Here is a 16,129-nt window from a genome sequence, read left to right as displayed (position 1 = left end):
AGACGACATGATAGCCGACAAGCAGACCCACCTGTTCCTGTTACTCGATGGCGCTAAACTCAATGCGCCACGCATCACCTACCAGCACGACGACGCACCCTGGGCGGACTGGCTTTATCGAGGGACGCGTCATGAGACCGCATTGGACGTTAGCCCCTATCTGGTAAAACCGTCAGCCGATTCGCGCCTCTGGGCTAACCAAACCGACTGGGCGGAGAACGGCCTCGTTCTGAAAACCAATGCAACACCAGAAGAACTGATCGGGCATCTTCGAAGTTTGATCAGTGTCCGATTACCCTCAGGACAGCTCAGTTATTGCCGCTTTTACTCGAATACTCGCCTGCACCAGTTTCTTTATGCGTTAACTGAAGCGGAGCGAAGCCTGTTCAGCGGACCCATAACACAATGGCAGAATCCCAGCGCCACAGCAGCCTGGCAATCCATAGCAACGGAAGGCGAGGCTGAAGCAAAGTCAGCGGAAGACGAAGGCTGGTTCCAGTTAACTGAAGAACACATCGGCGTCCTTAACCGCACCCAGGCCGAGGCGTTTCTGACCAAACTTGGTCGTCATCTTGGCCTCGACACCAGCCCGGCTTCGTCCGCTCAGCTCGGACGGCTTGTACACCACGCGCAAGAACACGGCTTCCATTCTGAAAAGGACGTCGCTCGGTATACCGAATTGGCGCTACGCCACCCACAGAAACTCAATGAAGAAGTCTGTATCGCCGTCCTGAAAGACCCTCAGGCGACCAATTCCCAAAAGCTCAACCAGTTGGATCATCTGCTTGCATACGGAGGTGCGCGATGAAAGCCGCATACACAGTGAAAGCTGGAGATACGCTCAACCGTATTGCGCTGAAGAACAACTCGACAGTTTCCAGCCTGATGGCTCTCAATCCTGAGATCGACGACCCGAATCGTATCTATGCGGGCCAAGTGTTAAACATGCCCGCCAATGACGAAGAGGTCTTTTCATCCGCACCCGCCACGACCGTGTCAGGAACTGCTCCTTGTGAGGATGAATACGTAGAAATAGTGCATGTCACCGGTTCGGATGAGCTTTATTTCCTCAATCAGGAAGAACTGGACGAACTTCTCCAAGAAGAAGCTCTGATTATCTCCGGCATCGAGCAATTATATTGCGACATAAAAGACGGTGATGCTCCGGCAGAGTGCAACAACGACCAACCTCAAGACTCAGAGGGCGCTTTGAAGAGTGTGCTTCAACAACAGAAGCAAGCGCTTGTGGAAGAGTTGCAGGCTCTGGGCGTTGTTGGTACCTCGATGCAAACAACGCCCAAGCTTACCGAGATCAAACGCCTCAGGGGGAATAAGCACTACACCTACGTTCGGTCAGACAAGATTGCCAACCATTGGCGGAGTTACAGAATGGACGCCAAAGACCGGCATCGAAGCGAAAAATGGCTGACATCGAAGAGCATCAATACCGAGGAATTGCGTAAAGCAGTCGAGGCAGACTTCGGAGTCAAGTTTAACGTCAGTTTCTGGAAGCTCGATCCGGAAAGTGATTTCAGCAAATCAGTGAATCAGCTCCATAAGGAGGTCAGTTGGTCTGCTTGGGGCGATAAGCAGCAGACCAAAGAACAGCTTGATGAAACCGGCTTCAACGCATCGGCTGAAGCCCAATTCATGCGCTTTGCCTCCGGCGCTGGAGCCTTCGCCGAGTTCACGCCGAGCAAAGGCAAAGTCCATTTACAGGCCAAGGCTGACGCCCAATTCAGCCTAGCCCAGGGTAAAGCAACGATCGAACAGGCTTATCCCACCAATAACGAGTCAGAGATAAGGATTTACTACCGAAAAGGCGGCTGGAACGGACCCCGAACCTACGAGACCATGGGGCACTTCCAAGCCAGGTTAGCCATTACCGCCAGCGGCTATGCCGGTGCCTCCGCGTTGCTGGCAGGGAACGTCCACGTGGATTGCTCGGAGGGCGTGCCCACCCTGAAGGGCGTCGCCAGCGCCCCAGACAGTAATGATCAGGGCGTGAACGTCGCGGCTGAGGCTTTCGCTGGCGTGCGGGCTGGCTGTGAACTATTAGGCGGATTGTACTGGGTCGATAAACTCACTCGACAGTCGGACTGGAAAAACCTATGTCAGGTCGGGGAGAAGGTCGAGGGGGCTGCTGGAGTCGGGGTCGAAGCATATTTAAAGTTGGGTTTCAACGACAGGAGTGGGAAGTTTTTTCTTCGGGCTCACGCGGGCCTAGTCTTCGGGCTGGGTGCCAGCGGCACCTTCATCCTTGATGTCAACGCGAACGAACTAGCGACCATGATGCGCTTTGTCTACAACAGCCTTTTGAAGTCGGACATCCGTTATCTCGAACTATTTGATGATGAAACATATGCTTTTGACCAGTACATCCAACTATCGTTGATGGCCTTAGTAAAGGGGCTAGATTATGCAGGCGCCGCAACTGAATACGTGACAACTGAATTAGAATCCATCGAACTGTTAGTTCGTCAATTTATTCAGACGCAACAATCGAGCCTGTCCCAAGAGGAAGAAAGTTTAACCCTCGCCGAAAATATTCTGGAAGACCTTGTTAAAGAGGAAGATAGCGTATTCAGGCACTCACCACCTGAAGTTAAAGGCCCTATCCTCAATAAACTCATGTACGATTTTTCTTGGACGCCCCATTGGTATGACGGCAGGTCAACCAAAGTCGAGGCCATTCGCAAGATCCTGGAAAGCTTCCAGAGTTGGCGGGATTTTGAGGAGAGCATGCTGCGGATGAATGCCGAGGGCAAGGTGACCCCAGGAGTAAGCGAGACCAATGCCCAGAAAGTGTTCCATTATCTCGACCTGGAACAACACGACTACTGGCTATTCAAGAAAAAGCTGGAAAACAAAACCGCCATCCCGGACCGTCCCGTGCAACTCGACCCGTTCGGCGCCTGTAGAGACTGTAGGATCAGTAGACGATGAAAATATGTAACCCCCTGCAACAGCTGCAGCTGACTACCAGCGGCGCCACGCTCCTTCTGATCGCCGGCTGTTTCAACTCGAATACAGGCCCCCAGATCACCGCCAGCGAGGTTGATGCGGTGACGCAACGAGCTAAGCACGATCTCGTATTCGTCGAGGGCGGCACCTTTATGCTCGGTGACGTGGGCGTACTGAATGGGATGGCTCACACTACGTACCATAGTGACAACAACAAACCCCCGGTCGAAGTGTCGCTGGATAGTTACTCGATCTCGAAATACGAGACCACCTGGGGAGACTTTATGGTCTACCTCAAGGATGTGGGGCGAGCCCAAGACTATACCGTGGAAGCCGGGTTTGACTGGGCGATGATTATTCCAACTACAGCAAACGATGATCCGCTCTCACCCAATTATTATAAGAAACCGGTCAGAAGCCCCAACTATCAGGAGGCTGAAGGCTATTGCGCCTGGTTGGCGAATAAAACCGGTGTTCCTTTTGCCCTGCCTACCGAAGCCCAATGGGAATTTGCCGCCCGCAACCGGGGGCAAGATGTGCTTTATGCCACCAATGACGGCACCAAGCGCAACGATACCTACTTGCAGCGACCCAAGGAATACATTGATCCCAGCATCCCCTCCTCAGGCAATATGCTCAGTCATTCATCACTCATCAAGGAGCGCCGTCCCGTGGGCAGTTACCCACCTAGTCCCCTGGGTCTCTACGATATGTCCGGAAATGTAGCCGAATGGACGCGAGACTGGTACGACGAAAACGCATATCGGCATATCGACCCTCACAATCCTCAAGGACCCGATGCACCCGTTCATTCAGATGAGCCCGAGAAAGTTGTAAGGGATTGGGCTGGGCGCGGTGATCATATTGGGGGAAGCGGAACAGTTTTTGTGAGAGGCGGCTCGCCCTTGGACTCTAGCAATGGCTTCCGTTGCGCGGTCAACCAGTCCAGCCCGGTTAACTGAGTCGTCCCGTTATGCGCGATAAAGTCTGCAATCAGAACGTGTTCGGGCACCAGTGGCCATCGATAAGCTCCTTGATGCTACTCGTAGCCGGCTTGCTTGAGGGATGCACCAGCCCAGATCCAGGCCCTCAAGTATCAGCCGCTGAGGTCGAGGCCGTGACCAAGCGGGCTCAGGAAAACCTCGTCTTTGTTGAAGGCGGGGCCTTCATGCTTGGCGACGTCGGTGTACTAAAGGGACGACCCTACACGGGCATGAGCCATAATGAGGACAATAAACCTCCAGTTGAAGTGTCGTTAGATAGCTACTCGATTTCAAAATATGAGACAACCTGGGGAGACTTTATGGTCTACCTCAAGGATGTGGGGCGCGCCCAAAACTATACCGTTGAAGCGGGGTTTAAATGGGCGCGGATTATCCCGACTACAGCCAACAATGACCCACTCTCACCCAATTATTACAAAAAACCGGCTTGGGCCCCTAACTACCAGGAAGCCGAAGGCTATTGCGCTTGGCTGGAAGAGAAAACTGGCGCCCCTTTTGCCTTGCCCACCGAGGCACAATGGGAATTCGCCGCCCGCAACCGGGGGCAGGATGTGCCTTACGCCACAGACGACGGTACCGAGCGCAATGACACCTACCTGCAAAGACCGAAGGAATACATCGACCGCAGCGTCCCCCCATCGGGCAACATGCTAAGTCATTCAACGACAATCAAAGAGCGGCGGCCAGTGGGAAGTTATCCGCCTAATCCGCTGGGCCTCTACGATATGTCCGGCAATGTCGCTGAATGGACGCGGGACTGGTATGACGAGGCCGCCTATCAACATATCGATCCGCTTAATCCCCAAGGACCGGATGCGCCCGTGAATCCCGACAAACCCGAAAAAGTGGTACGGGACTGGGCAGGTCACGGTGACTATATAGGTGGCAGCGCAACAGTTTTTGCTAGAGGGGAGGGGGCACTAGAAGAAAGCAATGGTTTTCGGTGCGTGGTTAACCAGACTAGCCCGGTTAACTGAGTCTTTCTCAGAATGAGCATTGCAATCAACCAGTATAATACGTCCCGGTGGCCGTCGAGGCTCATCTTAACGGTGCTTACAACCAGCTTGCTGGCCGGCTGCGCAAACTCGGACCCAGGCCCTCAGGCCACCGCCGCCGAGATGGATGCCGTAACGCAACGAGCCCAAGACAACCTCGTATTTGTCGAGGGAGGCACCTTTATACTTGGCGATGTCGGCGAGCTAAAGGGACGCCCCTATTTGGGACTAAGCCATAACGATGACAGTAAACCTCCGGTCAATGTGTCACTGGATAGCTACTCGATCTCAAAATACGAAACTACTTGGGGGGACTTTATCGTCTATCTCAAGGATGTAGGGCGGGCCCAAGACTATACCTTGGAAGCCGGATTTGACTGGGCGATGATTATTCCAACCACAGCCAATAATGATCCGCTTTCCCCCAACTACTATAAAAAACCAGTCAGGAGCCCCAACTATCAGGAAGCTGAAAGGTATTGCGCCTGGCTGGCTGAGAAAACGGGCAAACCTTTTGCCTTGCCCACCGAAGCCCAGTGGGAGTTTGCCGCTCGAAATCGGGGACAGGACGTGCCTTACGCCACAGATGACGGCACCAAGCGCAACGATACCTACCTGCAACGGCCCATAGAATACATCGACCCTAGCATTCCGCCATCAGGCAATATGCTCAGTCACGCTTCGACAACCATGGAGCGTCGTCCCGTGGGCAGTTATCCCCCGAGCCCGCTGGGGCTCTATGACATGTCCGGCAACCTCTCTGAATGGACACGAGACTGGTACGACGAGGATGCCTACCAGCATATCGAACCCCATAATCCCCAAGGGCCGGATATGCCCATCAATCCGGATGAGCCTGAGAAAGTGGTAAGGGATTGGGCTGGGCGGGGCGACAATATTGCCGGAGGGGGAACGGTTTTTGCCCGAGGTGGCTCGCCCCTAGACGGCATCAATGGCTTCCGTTGCGTGGTCAATCAGCCCAGCCCAGTTAAATGAGCCTTCCCATAGCAGCAGTGCAACTGACCAACCCATTCCGGCCACATTCTTGACACTCCTATCGACCGGCTTGCTGACGAGCCGCATTAACCCGGACACCAGCCCCAAATCACGGACGATTCATCATGATCACAAAATGCAGCCTAATCTTTTCGGCACTTTACGCCGCTATATTGTTCTGCACCGCAGCGGCTCAGGAATTATTCAATTTCACAATCCCTTCGGCCGCTAACTTCGGTTACTCATTGGCCGCTGCGTATGGCGCAATGATGATTTTTGTCAGTGAAGCCGGTCGAGTCCCGGAAAAAGTCGAAAAAAGGCAACTGGCTCTTGGCTGTACACTGGGCGGGCTCGTTGTTTCCGTTGGCACTATAGTCTTCATCAATTATTTTTTGGCAGATGGTGCACTGTTTGAGTACATAGCACTGATCATTAATGGCCCTCACCTATCATTTATTGCCGCAATCATGACGGGCACCACTGTTTTGACTTACTTTCTCATTAGTCTCGTTTTTGGCCTGGGCGCCAAGAAGTATCAGTTTAAACTGGAAAAGACACATAGCGAGACGACGGAAAAGTCAGCCCGTTAACGCCGGGGTCGGAGTTAACACGGCTAACAATAAAACCAAACGAGTGCCTATCACCCCTCCGGACAAGCCGCCCCAGTATCAATCCACGCCCGCGTCAAATCCCCAAAGATCTTCTGAGTACCCGGCACCGGAATACGCCCCTCACCGGGATTCCAGCCCCAGCCCACCAGGGTGTCGCTGGCATTGTGCTTCTGTAGTTCTTCCAGCGTTTTGTGGCTGCGTTCCTGATCCTTGAGCTGCTCGCAGATGTACGCCAGGCTCTTGCCTTCCCAAGCTTGCTCGGGGGGCGCCAGGTGCCAGCGGGGATGGCCGGGGATGGAGCCTTCGCCGCTGCTGAACTCGACGTTTTCCTGACCATGGCACGTCGAGCAGCGCATGCCGGGGGCGCCCATGCCGCCCTGACCGCGAACCACCGGTGGTTCGTGCTTTTGCAGCGCCATGCCTTGCAACGGGCTGTCGCCGACAGGATGGCAGGCTACACAGCGCGGGTGAGTGAGGACCTTACCCATTTCGTTGAATAGCGCCATGGAGCGCTTGCGCTCGTCCTGAATGGATTCAAAGGCCTCGGGCTTCTGTAGCGTTTGCGCCGCCTCCGGCTCGTTCGCCGCGATAGCTACGCCGATGCCGAGAGATGCGATAGCGGCAACCACCACAGCACTGGCGAGGGATAGGGTCAGTCGTTGCACGGGTCGTCTCCTTACGCTGTGATCGGCACGAGCGGTAGCCGGTGGACACTCTTTCCTGTCAGTCGACGCCAGGCATTGGCGATGGCTGGCCCCGAAGGCGGCGTACCCGGTTCGCCCACGCCCGTCGGCGGCTGGGTGGACTGGATGATCGCCACCTCTACATCCGGCATCTCGTTGATGCGCAGGGAGCGGTAGCGGTCAAAATTGGCCTGCTCGACCCTGCCCTGGTCATCCAGGGTAATCGCGTCGTAGAGGACCGCGCCGATGCCGTAGCCGATCCCCCCTTCCATCTGAGCGCGGATAACGTCCGGATTCACAGCTACGCCGCAATCCACGGCGCACCACATCCGGTGCACCCTGGGCTCGCCGCGGGCATCTTCGGAGACCTCGGCGATCTGCGCGACGAAGCTGCCGAAACTCTTGTGCACGGCCACGCCCCGAGCCCGACCTTCCGGCACGGCACCGGCCGCGTCAGCAAGCTCGGCCACTTTTCTCAAAACGCCGCTATGCCGAGGGTGTTTGTCCCCCAGCATGGCAAGGCGGGCTTCAACCGGGTCTTTGCCGGCCCGCTCAATCAGTTCGTCGAGGAAGGTCTCGTTGGCGTAGGCATTGTGGGTGTGCTCGACGGAGCGCCACCAAAGCGTCGGCACGCCGTTTTCCATCAGGTGCTGGCCGATGCGCAAATTGGGGATGCCGTAGGGCAACTCCTGGGAGCCCGCCACCGCACTCGCATCGATGCCGTCCTTGATCATGGCGCTTTCGAACGCGGTGCCTTTCATGAAGGACTGAACCGCGATCTGCTGGTCCCAGGCAACGATAGTGCCGTCCTTATCCAGGCCGCCTCGCATCTTGTGCACAGCCAGCGGCCGGTAACGACCGCCCTGGATGTCGTTCTCCCGGGTCCACATCAGTTTCACCGGCCGGTCCGAGCCCAGCGCCTTGGTCACCTGCGCGGCCTCGGTGGCGAAGTCACCGCCCGGCTGGGCGCGACGGCCGAAACTGCCGCCAGCATACTCGGTGTAGAGGGTGACGTTGCTTTTGTCGACGCCGAACACACCCGCGAGCGCCCCCATGTCCAGCGTCTGGATCTGAGAGCCCATCCAGGCCGTCACCTGGCCGTCCCGGAACTGGACCACGGCATCCAGTGTTTCCATAGGCGCGTGGGCGAGAAACGGAAAGAAATACTCTGCCTCGACCACCGTGTCCGCCGACGCCAAGAACTTTTCCACATCCCCTTCGCTGCGCGCGTCGAGCCCGGGTTTCGCCGCCGTCTTGCTGTAATCCTGTTCCATCTGGGTAGTGGAGCGTTTTTCCGCCTTACCGGTCTCCCACTGAACGTTCAGCGCCTTGCGGCCCTTCAAAGCCGCGTAGGTATTGTCGGCATAGACCACAACACCGGCGGGAATAGTCTTCACATCGATGACACCTTTCACCTGGCGCGCTTTGCTGTCGTCGACAGAGGCGACGGTCGCCCCAAACTGGGGTGGATGCAAAATCGTTGCAGTCACCAGATTGTCGGGGTACAGATCGAGGGTGAAATTTTGCGTGCCGTTGGTCTTGTCCCGCGTGTCCAGCTTGCGAACCTCGGTGCCAATCAGATTGAACTGGTCCGGGCTCTTCAGCTTCGGGTCCGCTGGGACTTCAAGTTGCGCCGCGTCCGCGACCAGATCGCCGAAGGCCGCGCTTTGATTGCTGGCGCTATGGCTGATCGTGCCCTGACTGACCGTAATTTCGCCGGCGTCAACGCCCCAGCGGTTGGCGGCAGCCTGCACCAGCACGGCTCGTGCGGCCGCGCCAGCCTTGCGCATCTGCTCGTAGGAGCTTGCCATCGCGGTAGACCCGCCCGTGCCCTGCAGGCCGAAAAGCTTGTTCGCATACTTCTCAGTGTTTGCAACGGCCAGCTCAGCTCGCATCTGATCCCAATCAGCATCCAGTTCCTCGGCGACCAGCGTCGATAGACCGGTTACCGGCCCCTGGCCGAACTCAATATGCTTGACGATGACCGTCACTTGGCTGTCCGGACCAATCCGCACAAAGGCGTTGGGCGAAAAGGCGGCGTCGGAGATCGCGTCAGCCCGGGCGCGCCCCGGTAGATGAACGCCAATAACCAGACTTGCAGCCACGGCGGCCGATCCCTTAAGGAACCCGCGCCGGGTCAATCCATTGGATGCGTCCGCGTGTGGAGCTGCTGTTTCGTTACCCTGGCTCATGAATCATCCCTCCAGCGTATCCGCAGCATTGTGGATGGCCTTGCGGATGCGGGCATAAGTAGCACAACGGCAGATATTCCCGGCCATGGCCTGGTCGATATTCTCATCCGTGGGTTGGGGCATTTCCCGTAACAATGCTGCCGCCGACATGACCTGGCCGGATTGGCAAAAGCCGCACTGTGGCACATCGAGGGCGATCCAGGCGTCTTGAATGGCTTTTGCTTCCCGGCCGTCCAAACCCTCGATGGTGGTGACAATACCGCCGTCGACCTGGGATATCGGGGTCACGCAGGAGCGCCGTGTCAGGCCGTTCATATGCACGGTACAGGCGCCGCACTGAGCGATACCGCAACCGAACTTGGTGCCGGTCAACCGAAAATGATCGCGGATGACCCACAGTAGCGGCGTGTCGGGATCGACATCCGCAGACACTTGCTTGCCATTGAGTTCGAAACTGACAGCCATTGTTGCCTCCATGCCGTTTCGTCGACGTCCGCACCGAACGCTTAGGCTTCTTTCACGCGAGCTGGCGAAGCTCGCACGCAAGGGAACGCGACCGAATTAGGCCGCCCCCGGACCGGTGCAGCGTACTGGGTAACAGGCCGCGTTAGGACAGTGCAGCCAGGAAAGGACTCTCATCAGACCTTTTTATATTCGAATACCTTTTAAGCTAGTCAGGGAATGGACCCGGCACAACATGAATTCTTGGCTGATCCTGCAAATCACTTGCCCGAAACCCGGCGGGCACCTGCAGTCTCAGCCGTCAGGTTGCAGCTCAGGCGCGGACTCCATTACTCTTTCGGAATGACCGAGAAGCCCATGCCCAGCCGTCCCCACCCCAGAGACGATTCACCCCAGCCCGTGGGCCACGGGGTCTGGGCCTAGGGGACAGGTCACCATTTAGATACCCTGCCTGATTTTTTTGCGTGACTTGCCGCGCCTTCATCGATGGGGGCCGGCATCATTTTCACAGAGAAGGACAGCTCAGATGACAACAACACCACACGTGCATCTCCAAGCCACCGGACGGCAACCCGAACTTGCCTTGCCCGCCATCGGCCAGGGTACCTGGTACATGGGCGAGGGTCTGGCGCCGAAAGATCAGGAAGTCAGGGCGCTCCAGCAAGGGCTCGATCAGGGGCTCACGCTCATCGATACCGCAGAAATGTACGGCGAAGGCGCCGCTGAAACGGTTGTCGGTGAAGCCCTGCGCGGGCGCCGCGATGATGCCTTCGTGGTTTCCAAGGTGTATCCCTGGAACGCGGGCAGCACAAGTGCTATCGAGGCCTGCGAGAACAGCCTGAAGCGCCTGGGTATCGACTGCCTGGATCTTTACCTGCTGCACTGGCCAGGCAGCATTCCCCTCGAGGAAACCTTCGAGGCCTTCCAGCGGCTGCAAGAGCAGGGCAAGATCAGGCGTTTCGGTGTCTCCAACTTCGACGTGGACAATATGCAGGCCGTTCAACGAGCCAACGGCGGTTCGGAGTGTGCGGTGAATCAGGTGCTCTACAATCTGGGGTCCCGGGGTATCGAACACTCCCTGCGCTCCTGGCAGCAAGAGCAGGACATGCCGATCATGGCGTACTGCCCTCTCGCCCAGGGTGGCCGCCTGGGTCGTGAACTGCTGACCGATGCCACCGTGCAAGACATCGCCAGCGAACTGAAGGCTACCCCGGCCCAGGTGCTGCTGGCCTGGGCGATCCGTCCAGTGGAAGGCCGGCGCAACGTCATCGCCATTCCCAAGGCTGCCAGCACCGAACATGTGGAGCAGAACGCTGCGGCCCTCTCACTTCAACTGAACGACGACGTCCTGGAACGACTCGATAAGGTCTTCCCCGCGCCCCGGCACAAATCCCCTCTCGATATTGTGTGACCGGACTTGCCATTGAACCCCCTGCCAGCGGCAGTGGGTACGGCGAATTTGGGGTCCGCGTAACCAAGTTGCAGCCAGGGCCCCAAGGCGCCATTATTCTCCCGATACCATCGAGGACCCCTTACCCGGCATGACCAGCAGTCCCACCCCACAGACGATCCACCACACCGCACGCCTGATGTGCAGCGCCACCGAGGCTATTCTCTGGGGGCCGGCAAGGGACTGGGTGAAGCAGCGCTCGGCCCGTAGCGAGCTGAAATGCCGGATCGGTTCGGGCCAGGCCACTTATCACCGGTTTGACCCCAATACCCACCATCACCTCATCAGCTTCGGCCAGCGCATGGTCGAAGCCAAGTTCTCAGCGCAGACCAGCCAGGGCTGGTTATCGACCCGGGAGATCCAGCACAAGGGTTATTTCGACGGGGAGGTGTCTACCGCCAACCTGCTGGCCCATACCTGCTGCCATGAGTTCGCCCATTTGCTGCAGAGCATCAGCGGCGAGCGGCGCTACGGTTCGGTTCATAATGCGGCGTTCTACACTATTCTCGATGAATTACATGGGAGCGGCGGCGCGGCCGCGGTCAGGCATTTCCTGCTGGAGCGGAGCGCACGGTCAGGTATCGAGCTGCCCCAGACCACCATGAACCTCAACGATGTCCGAGAACAGCTGCAGGCCTTTTCGGTGGGGGACGCGGTGCGCTTCGGCCGCGACCGGCACCAGCGGGAGGGCGAGATCGTCCGTATCAATCGGCGCACCTGCACCGTGCAGGGTACGGGTCGCTGGCGCGGGGCACGCTACCGTGTGCCGGTTTCCATGATGACCCATCGCTGACCGGCATTGTCCCGGGCTAGCCAGCACCGGCCGCCTCAGCGGCTCGCCGTTTCCGCATCGCCAATACGGGCCTGTTCCACCAGCTTCTTCAGCTCCGGGACACAGGAGCCACAGTTGGTCCCACATTTCAAAGCAACGCCCAGCGCATCCACCGAGTCCGCCCCGTTTTGCAGCGCTGCAGCGATCTGTTTTTCCCCCACCTGGAAACAGCTACAGATCACAGGCCCGATATCCGGTTGCTCCACATCCCGTCCCGCCAGAATCGCACGCCTTTCAGCGGCGGACAGTGCATCGCGCGTGAAGCATTGAGCCAGCCAGGCCAAGTCGGGCAACGTACCGCCGGCCGGCTCCGCAATCAGGACCGCCAGCAACCGGCCTTGATGGAACCGGGCTGCGCGATAGCGGCCTGCCGCAACATCGGACATCTCCAGCTGCGGCGTGCCGCCCAGCCACTGCTGCGCCCACTGGGGCCAGTCCGGCGCCTCCGGCCCCGCCAGCCACCAACTGTCGCAGCCAGCCTGAGGCACTTTCGACCAGTGCTCGGCCTGCCAGAAGCCCGCGTGGCCCGGCCGGCACAGCAGCCGGGCCTCCCAGCGGACCGCCAAGGGCTCGAGCCGCGCCACACCATGTTTCGATTCCGGTTGGCCAGACACGGGGTCCACCACCGGCGCCATCAGACTGGAGGCCATGCCCTTGGCGGAAAACTGCTGGTTCCAATGAATCGGGATGAAAACCTCGCCCTCGCGCTGCTCATCGACAGCCTGCAAACGCCCGACAAACTCGCCCTTCCGTCCGATCAATCGGGCCAGCTGGCCCGGCTTTAGCCCCTGTTTTTCCAAATCTCCCGGGTGAACATCGATAAACGGCTCCGCCCGATGCTGCCACAGCCTGGCAGCACGGCCCGTGCGGGTCATGGTGTGCCACTGGTCACGGATGCGGCCGCTGTTGACCACCAGCGGATAAGTGTCGTCTGTTTGCTGGCGCGGCAATGAGGGTTTCACGGCGATAAAACGGGCCCGGCCGTCCGGCGTGGCAAACTGCCCGTCGTCGAAAAGCCGTGCCCGCCCGGCAGGAAACGCCGGATTGACTGGCCATTGGATGGGTGCGAGAGCGTCGTACTGGTCTTCGTCCAGTGTGCTGAGGCCGCCGATGTCAAAGGGGCGCCCGGTGTTTTCGAAAGCCGAAAGCCGGGCGTGTTCGCTAAAAATGTCGGCTGCGTTGCGATAGTCGAAAGCCGCCTGGTAACCCAACTCACGGGCCACCTCGCTCATGATCCACCAATCCGGCCGGGCTTCCCCGGCCAACGGCAGGAACCGGCGCTGGCGCGAAATCCGTCGTTCGGAATTGGTGACAGTGCCGTCCTTCTCCCCCCAGCCCGCAGCGGGCAGCAGGATATCGGCATAGGCGGCCGTGTCCGTATCGGCAATGCAGTCGGACACGATCACCGTGGGGCAGCGGGCCAGGGCTTCACGTACCTTGGCATTATCCGGAAGGCTGACGGCGGGATTGGTGGCCATGATCCAGAGTACTTTTATGTCGCCGCGATGAACCGCATCGAACAGATCCACCGCCTTGTGCCCCGGCCCCTTCGCCAGCCCCGGTGATTGCCAGAATCGAGTGACTCTATCGGCATCGCCGGGCGTGTCGTAGTCCATGTGCGCCGCCAGGGTGTTGGCCAGTCCGCCCACCTCACGCCCCCCCATGGCGTTGGGCTGGCCGGTGACGGAGAAGGGCGAGGCGCCCGGCTTGCCCACGCGGCCGGTGGCCAGGTGGCAATTGATGATGGCGTTGCCCTTATCGGTACCGCTGCTGGACTGATTGACCCCCTGGGAAAAGACAGTGACCGTACGGGCAGTTTCGGAAAACCAGCGAAAGAATCGCTCGACGTCAGCCTGAGGCAAGTCGCAACCTTGCGCTACTGTTTCAACGCAAGGCGCTGATGCGGCTGCAGCGTCCAGCGCTTCTTCAAAACCGGCGCAATGACGGTCGATATAGGCTTGATCCAACGCCATCTGGTTGGCCAGCCAACGCAGCAAACCGTTGAACAATAGGGCATCTGTCCCCGGTTTGAGGCTGAGGTGTAGATCCGCCAGCTCGCTAGTGGCGGTCCGGCGCGGATCGATGACGACCACGCGCCGGCCAGCCCGGGCCGCTGCTTTCATCCGCTGGTACAGGATCGGGTGATTCCAGGCGGTGTTGCTGCCCACCAGTACCAGCAAGTCGGCCAGTTCCAGATCCTCGTAGCATCCCGGCACCACATCTGCGCCGAACGCCCGCTTATGGGCCGCCACCGCCGACGACATACAAAGCCGCGAGTTGGTGTCCACATGAGGCGTGCCAATAAAGCCCTTGGCCAGCTTGTTGGCGACATAATAGTCCTCTGTCAGTAATTGCCCGGACAGATAGAAAGCCACGGACTCGGGCCCGTGCTCTTCAATAGACCCACGGATGGCCGCGGCCACAGCTCGGCTGGCCGCCGGCCAATCCACCCGCTGGTGGTTCACCTTGGGATGTAGCAAACGGCCGGTCTCACCCAGCGTCTCGTGGAGGCTCGAACCTTTGACACACAGACGGCCGAAATTGGCAGGATGCTCCTTGTCGCCCTGGACCGCCTCGCCGGCGCGGGCCTCGACGCCGCAACCCACACCACAATAGGGGCAGGTGGTCTTGCAGACTGAGTCGGGCATGTCGTTCACGGGCACCTCTCTTAATCGTCTTCGCCCCGGGCAAAAAACCCAAAGACACAAAATGCGTGAATCGGCAAAAAGCCATAAAAAAGCCCGAACGCCCGGATCGCAGACCGCAGTCGGCGACAGGGAGATCGGGCTTCATTGCCGGTTCCTTTTATAGACCGTGCGGTAAACGAAGCAATTTAGGGGCCAGCCGTAAGTCCACGAAAACAGGGCAGTCGATTTCTGCCGACACGCCAAAACAGTGCATAAGCCCAATTTTTGACCCACTAGCGAGCAGTATCGGCGCCTTTCTCAAGGCTCGTACGGTGCCGCTGAATAATTCAAAAAAGTCATCGAATCAACCAGTTAGACTACAGATCAACAGGCTTGGTCAGTTTATTGCTTTTACCTCGTACAGAAACACCGAGGACGTTGCCATGAATGATTTCCAACCCCTGAGAATTCTGTTAATCGATAATGATGCCGACCGCGCTGCGATCGTGCGCAAGGCTCTGGTCGACGAAGGCCATGACGTCATTAGCCAGCGTCCGGATGCCACCGGCCTGACCGCCGCCGTCGCCCGTGATGAACCGGACATGGTAATCATCGATATGGACCTGCCGGACCGCGACACGCTGGAAAATATGAGTACCCTGAACGCTCACGCGCCGCGCCCGATCATCTTCTTTGCCCAGGAGCAAAGTGATCGCAACACCATTCAGGCCGCCGTGCGCGCGGGCGTGAGTGCCTACGTCGTCGATGGCGTGCAGCCCAAGCATGTTCGTGGGATCATCGATACCGCGGTTGCACGTTTTGAGGCTTTCCAGGCGTTGCGGACGGAATTGGAAGAAACCCGTACGGCGTTGGAAGAGCGTAAGCTGATCGATCGCGCCAAAGGTCTCATCATGAAGCGCGAGAGCTGCGACGAAGACGAGGCTTATCGGGTGCTGCAAAAAGCCGCGATGGATCACAGCCAGCGCATCGGCCAGATTGCCGAGCGCGTGATTGCCATGTTCGGAGGCAAGGATGCCGATAAAATGAAACGCGCCTCCTGACTTAGTGTGCCGTGCGGTTAATTCGCTGATCTACTGAGCCCCTGAGAGCTTTGAGAGCAAGACGCGGTGGCGAAGGTTTGGTGGTTCCAAATCGAGCCATCGCAACGCGGCTCTCAGGGGCTCCCGAAGGGCGCGTCGCTGACGACGCTGGGCCGTCGTTCCCAAACCTTGACGGGGAACCACCCCGCCTGCGGCTTGGCGCCTTGTCCAGCGCCGTCAGCGACGCGCAGCAGATCAGCGAATTAACCGCAC

General features: G+C 58.4%; 13 protein-coding genes. 9 read left to right on the top strand and 4 right to left on the bottom strand.

The features are described from left to right. Nucleotides 1-7 precede the first annotated feature (7 nt). From FXO11_RS01180 to FXO11_RS01155, 6 genes are all read left to right on the top strand, one after another. Nucleotides 8-808, top strand: coding sequence for a DUF4123 domain-containing protein (locus tag FXO11_RS01180; protein ID WP_148861189.1), 801 nt, complete (start codon nucleotides 8-10; stop codon nucleotides 806-808). After that, complete coding sequence (locus tag FXO11_RS01175; protein ID WP_148861188.1) at nucleotides 805-2,946, top strand: LysM peptidoglycan-binding domain-containing protein; 2,142 nt, start codon at nucleotides 805-807, stop codon at nucleotides 2,944-2,946. The genes FXO11_RS01180 and FXO11_RS01175 overlap by 4 nt, the downstream gene beginning before the upstream one ends. Further along, entirely contained in the window at nucleotides 2,943-3,926 is a 984-nt protein-coding gene (locus FXO11_RS01170; protein WP_148861187.1) for a formylglycine-generating enzyme family protein, read from the top strand. The genes FXO11_RS01175 and FXO11_RS01170 overlap by 4 nt, the downstream gene beginning before the upstream one ends. An 11-nt stretch (nucleotides 3,927-3,937) precedes the next feature. After that, entirely contained in the window at nucleotides 3,938-4,945 is a 1,008-nt protein-coding gene (locus FXO11_RS01165) for a formylglycine-generating enzyme family protein (RefSeq protein ID WP_227546001.1), read from the top strand. 72 nt (nucleotides 4,946-5,017) lie between these two features. After that, the gene (locus FXO11_RS01160) at nucleotides 5,018-5,959 is read left to right on the top strand and encodes a formylglycine-generating enzyme family protein (protein ID WP_227546000.1); all 942 of its coding nucleotides are present in this window, start codon (nucleotides 5,018-5,020) and stop codon (nucleotides 5,957-5,959) included. Between the two features lie 125 nt (nucleotides 5,960-6,084). Continuing rightward, complete coding sequence (locus tag FXO11_RS01155) at nucleotides 6,085-6,549, top strand: ABZJ_00895 family protein (RefSeq protein WP_148861185.1); 465 nt, start codon at nucleotides 6,085-6,087, stop codon at nucleotides 6,547-6,549. A 50-nt stretch (nucleotides 6,550-6,599) separates the two neighbouring features. Here FXO11_RS01155 and FXO11_RS01150 read toward each other — a convergent pair whose 3' ends face one another. Genes FXO11_RS01150 through FXO11_RS01140 form a run of 3 tightly spaced genes read right to left on the bottom strand, consistent with a single transcriptional unit; the run spans nucleotide 6,600 to nucleotide 9,910 of the window. Then, nucleotides 6,600-7,235 carry an Isoquinoline 1-oxidoreductase subunit gene (locus FXO11_RS01150; RefSeq protein WP_148861184.1) on the bottom strand — a complete coding sequence of 212 codons (636 nt, stop codon included), beginning with the start codon at nucleotides 7,233-7,235 and terminating at the stop codon, nucleotides 6,600-6,602. A gap of 11 nt (nucleotides 7,236-7,246) precedes the next feature. Beyond that, nucleotides 7,247-9,445 (bottom strand): xanthine dehydrogenase family protein molybdopterin-binding subunit, encoded by a 2,199-nt coding sequence (locus FXO11_RS01145; protein WP_148861183.1) that lies wholly within the window; start codon nucleotides 9,443-9,445, stop codon nucleotides 7,247-7,249. Between the two features lie 3 nt (nucleotides 9,446-9,448). Continuing rightward, nucleotides 9,449-9,910, bottom strand: coding sequence for a (2Fe-2S)-binding protein (locus FXO11_RS01140; RefSeq protein ID WP_148861182.1), 462 nt, complete (start codon nucleotides 9,908-9,910; stop codon nucleotides 9,449-9,451). Nucleotides 9,911-10,433: 523 nt separating this feature from the next. Between FXO11_RS01140 and FXO11_RS01135 the strand changes: the two genes are divergently transcribed. Both FXO11_RS01135 and FXO11_RS01130 read left to right on the top strand, forming a co-directional pair. Then, entirely contained in the window at nucleotides 10,434-11,318 is an 885-nt protein-coding gene (locus FXO11_RS01135; RefSeq protein WP_148861181.1) for an aldo/keto reductase, read from the top strand. A 130-nt stretch (nucleotides 11,319-11,448) separates the two neighbouring features. Next, nucleotides 11,449-12,150, top strand: a complete 702-nt coding sequence (locus FXO11_RS01130) for a hypothetical protein (protein WP_148861180.1) — start codon at nucleotides 11,449-11,451, stop codon at nucleotides 12,148-12,150. A 35-nt stretch (nucleotides 12,151-12,185) separates the two neighbouring features. Here FXO11_RS01130 and FXO11_RS01125 read toward each other — a convergent pair whose 3' ends face one another. After that, the gene (locus tag FXO11_RS01125) at nucleotides 12,186-14,837 is read right to left on the bottom strand and encodes a nitrate reductase (RefSeq protein ID WP_168203212.1); all 2,652 of its coding nucleotides are present in this window, start codon (nucleotides 14,835-14,837) and stop codon (nucleotides 12,186-12,188) included. Nucleotides 14,838-15,259: 422 nt separating this feature from the next. Between FXO11_RS01125 and FXO11_RS01120 the strand changes: the two genes are divergently transcribed. Continuing rightward, nucleotides 15,260-15,877: an ANTAR domain-containing response regulator gene (locus FXO11_RS01120; RefSeq protein ID WP_148861178.1), complete on the top strand. Its 618-nt coding sequence runs from the start codon at nucleotides 15,260-15,262 to the stop codon at nucleotides 15,875-15,877. The last annotated feature ends 252 nt before the right edge of the window (nucleotides 15,878-16,129 follow it).

Origin of the sequence: Marinobacter fonticola (genome assembly GCF_008122265.1) — a bacterium.
GTDB lineage: Bacteria > Pseudomonadota > Gammaproteobacteria > Pseudomonadales > Oleiphilaceae > Marinobacter_A > Marinobacter_A fonticola.
The sequence above is the reverse complement of the archived record's forward strand: the minus strand, read 5'-3'. Positions and strand labels throughout refer to the sequence as shown.